Origin of the sequence: Paenalcaligenes sp. (assembly GCF_030152715.1) — a bacterium.
GTDB classification, from domain to species: Bacteria; Pseudomonadota; Gammaproteobacteria; order Burkholderiales; family Burkholderiaceae_B; genus Paenalcaligenes; species Paenalcaligenes hermetiae.
In genome coordinates this window covers 1-3,398 of sequence record NZ_JASLIX010000068.1, presented here as the reverse complement: position 1 = coordinate 3,398, position 3,398 = coordinate 1, and the positions used below count along the sequence as shown (strand labels likewise).

The 3,398-nt window shown below is 48.8% G+C and carries 5 protein-coding genes and 1 pseudogene; all 6 read left to right on the top strand.

What is annotated here, in order from left to right:
* Window positions 1–322, top strand: a pseudogene (locus Q1V74_RS05700) (amine dehydrogenase); the annotation flags it as partial.
* A 2-nt stretch (window positions 323–324) separates the two neighbouring features.
* Window positions 325–870, top strand: a complete 546-nt coding sequence (locus Q1V74_RS05695; RefSeq protein ID WP_300647444.1) for a MauE/DoxX family redox-associated membrane protein — start codon at window positions 325–327, stop codon at window positions 868–870.
* Window positions 871–1,524 (top strand): methylamine dehydrogenase accessory protein MauD, encoded by a 654-nt coding sequence (mauD, locus tag Q1V74_RS05690; protein WP_300647443.1) that lies wholly within the window; start codon window positions 871–873, stop codon window positions 1,522–1,524.
* Entirely contained in the window at window positions 1,508–2,032 is a 525-nt protein-coding gene (locus Q1V74_RS05685) for a methylamine dehydrogenase light chain (protein ID WP_260650679.1), read from the top strand. Before mauD ends, Q1V74_RS05685 begins: the two co-directional genes overlap by 17 nt.
* A gap of 49 nt (window positions 2,033–2,081) precedes the next feature.
* Window positions 2,082–2,597, top strand: coding sequence for a cytochrome C (locus tag Q1V74_RS05680; RefSeq protein ID WP_300647442.1), 516 nt, complete (start codon window positions 2,082–2,084; stop codon window positions 2,595–2,597).
* A 104-nt stretch (window positions 2,598–2,701) separates the two neighbouring features.
* Window positions 2,702–3,398, top strand: a 697-nt coding sequence (locus Q1V74_RS05675; RefSeq protein WP_300647441.1) for a hypothetical protein, incomplete at its 3' end; no start/stop codon positions are given.

Sequence of the window (3,398 nt, the reverse complement as noted above, 5' to 3'; positions counted from 1 at the left end):
TAACCTATTAGCGACTCACGATAAAAATAAACGCTTATATGTGCTCATGCATCCCGATGGAGCTGAGGGAACCCATAAAAACCCAGCTGCTGAAATCTGGGTGTTTGATTTAGTGAAAAAAGAGCGTATTGCCCGTGTACCAGGCTTGGATATTTTATCGTTATCTGTGGATGAGCCAGGTAATCGCTTGCTTGGGATTGATGGGGGCAATGTTCATATTTTTGACATCAGTGCAGCTGAGCCTAAGTTGATCCGCACTATTGAAAATGCGGGAGAGGCCGCTTTGCAAGCTGAGCCACATCCAGCAGTCAAAGGGAGCTAGCCATGGACCCGTTGATACTGTATTTGGTTGCTGCAGCACTGGCTGTGATTCTGCTGACCGGTGCTTTGGATAAGCTGCGGCACTTTAGCGTATTTGAGGGGGCTGTGCTGGCATATCGCTTGATTCCGGCCAGTATAAGCAAAGTATTTGCGGGGGCATTTGTTGCGGCGGAGCTGGCTGCAGCCCTGTTATTACTGCTCCCTCATTGGCGTACTGAAGGGGCGTGGCTTGCACTAGGGGTGCTGGGGGTGGCTACGGCTGGCGTTGTGGTGAATCTAGGACGCGGTCATACCGATGTGGCATGTGGGTGTGGCAATTTAAAACAGCAGTCCGCGGGTTTATCTTGGTGGTTGGTGGGACGCAATGCGGTGCTGTTATCGGCATTAAGCGTGCTGTTTTTGCCTCGCACTGCTTTTATTGAGCGGTCTTTGGGCTGGGTCGATGGACTTACATTTTTTGGGGCCGCCCTCGCTTTACTAGGGTTGTATTTTGCCGCCAATCAGTTAATTGAATCCCATATCAAGTTACAAAAACTCAAGGAGATTTAAATGGGAGCGCTTGTTATTTCAAATGTGTTGTTGTGGGCAGTCATTGTGGCTTTGGTGATTGTGGTGTTGGCGCTATCGCGTCAAATTGGTGTGCTTTATGAGCGTGTAGCGCCGATGGGAGCCCTGACGATGGACAAAGGGCCAGAAGTGGGCGATGCGGCTCCTACCTTTGAATTAAATGACCTATTGGGACGCCCACAAACCATTGGTATGCCCTCAACGCATAGCCAGTTACTGTTCTTTTTATCCCCAACCTGCCCAGTGTGTAAAAAACTGATGCCCATTTTGCGCTCCATTGCGAGCACGGAAAAATCCTGGTTGCGTGTGGTGTTAGCGAGCGATGGCGAAATGCCAGAGCATTTGGCATTTTATAAGCAGGCCAATCTCGACCCTTTCCCTTACATCCTATCAACGAGTTTAGGCATGAGCTTTCATATTAGTAAATTGCCCTATGCCGTACTCATGGATGAAAACGGGGTGATTCGCGCTAAGGGGCTTATTAACTCACGTGAGCAGCTAGAGAGCCTGTTTACAGCAAAGGAACTGGGGGTAGCATCGATGCAGGACTACTTGCGTCATGCTGAAACCAATCCAGCGGAGCTCAATGAGTTAAATCTTTCACGTAAGGAGAAAAACAATGCATTGGTTGGATAATTTAGGCGAGCAGATTTCGCGGCGCTTAGCGCACCGCTCATCGCGTCGTAGTGTATTGGCGACATTAGGTAAGTCACTGGTGGCTACTGCGGGTGTGTTGCCTGTGCTACCTGTAGCGCGCGCGGCGAATCGATCACCCGGGCTGGATATTTCTGAAGTCAGTGACGAAGAGATGAACTCTTGCGACTACTGGCGTCATTGTGCGGTGGATGGCTTCTTATGTTCATGTTGTGGAGGGACCGCAAATACTTGTCCTCCTGGAACAACGCCATCACCGATTTCTTGGGTGGGCACGTGCCATAACCCGCATGATGGTAAGGACTACCTAGTCAGCTATCACGATTGTTGCGGTAAAACCGCGTGTAACCGCTGTGCATGTAACACGCAAACTCGTGAGCGTCCCGGCTATGAGTTTTTCTTACATAATGATGTGAACTGGTGCATGGCAAATGAAAACAGCACCTTCCACTGCACTACCTCCGTATTAATTGGTCTAGCGAAAAACTAATACCAAAGGGCAAGCCTTTTTGTGCTTGCCCTCTTAAGAGGAGACAAAAATGAAAGCGTATTTGTTTACAGCTTTGGTGGGAGCGCTGTTCATATTGAGTCCGGCTACACAGGCAAAGCGTCCTATTCCAGCGACTAACGCAGAGCAACTGGCGTATTTTTTAGGTAATGAGGGGGCCTATAAAGACTATATGTTGCAGTGCGCAGGCTGTCATCGTTTTGATGGGAAAGGTGCAGAAAATCGAGGGATTCCTAGCTTTGTGAATTCGATTGGTTTATTTACACGTCTTCCTGAGGGGCGCTCTTATATGATTCGTGTGCCCGGTGCTGCCCAGTCACAGATCAATAATGATGAGTTGGCATTGGTGCTGAATTGGATTGTGGCGAATTACAGCCCTGAAGAATACCAAAGTGGTCATTACAGACCATTTACTGCGGCAGAGGTCGGGGCATCACGTCGCCATCGTTTAGCAGATGTGGCCGCAGAACGCGCTCGACTAGAACAGATAATGCAGGAAAAAGGGTGGCAGCCAGCGAATTACCTTTATGGTCGAGCTGGGCGCTAATAGGCGTGCTAAGGGTTTATCTGCGTAGGCGATTTGGAGTTAAAAGCAGTATAAATAACAGAGAAAATCATAAAAGGCTGCAATGTTGAAGTGACGAGGTAGCCATGTTATTACACACATCACCCGTACAATTTCACTCACTAGACGATTGGCGCACGTTTATTGACCAAACCTTTGTGCCCCTTGAAGTTCAAGTGCGGGGGCGGGGAGGTTTTGTGCCACAAGCAGGGCATTGTGCTGTTGGCCCACTTTCTATTACTGAATTACACATTAGCGCAACCACCGTTGTGCGGACGCCGGCCTTAGCAAAACGGTCTGAACAGGCCATCTATAAAGCATCTTTACAGCTACAAGGCACAAGCGAGATTATTCAAAATAACCGTCGTGTGACCCTGACACCTGGGCATTGGGCCATGTATGACACGACGCAGCCCTATACTGTGCATGTGGGCGATGATGCACAGTTTTTGGTGCTTATGATCGAACCTGATCTACTCAGCATGTGGCAGCCTTACTTGTCGGTGGCTTTAGCACGTAGTTTTGATACACAGTCAGGGTGTGGGCACTTGGTGCGGCAAATGCTAAAAAGCATTATTCGTCAACCACAAACCTTTTCTGACACTACCGCTGACAGCGTTGCGCACGCTTTGATTCAGCTCATGGGGGCGCAGCTAAGTGAACCGTTTCTTGCGGATACTCTCAAGCCGCAAACTGTGCGTGAAATTCAACTTGTAAAAATTCAGCACTATATTCAACAGAACCTGCATCGTTCCGATTTAAACGTAGATAAGCTGTGTCTGG

Coding starts and splice junctions, on each gene's coding strand:
- Q1V74_RS05695 (WP_300647444.1), top strand. CDS start 325: ATGGACCCGTTGATACTGTATTTGGTTGCTGCAGCACTGGCTGTGATT.
- Q1V74_RS05685 (WP_260650679.1), top strand. CDS start 1,508: ATGCATTGGTTGGATAATTTAGGCGAGCAGATTTCGCGGCGCTTAGCG.
- Q1V74_RS05680 (WP_300647442.1), top strand. CDS start 2,082: ATGAAAGCGTATTTGTTTACAGCTTTGGTGGGAGCGCTGTTCATATTG.
- mauD (WP_300647443.1), top strand. CDS start 871: ATGGGAGCGCTTGTTATTTCAAATGTGTTGTTGTGGGCAGTCATTGTG.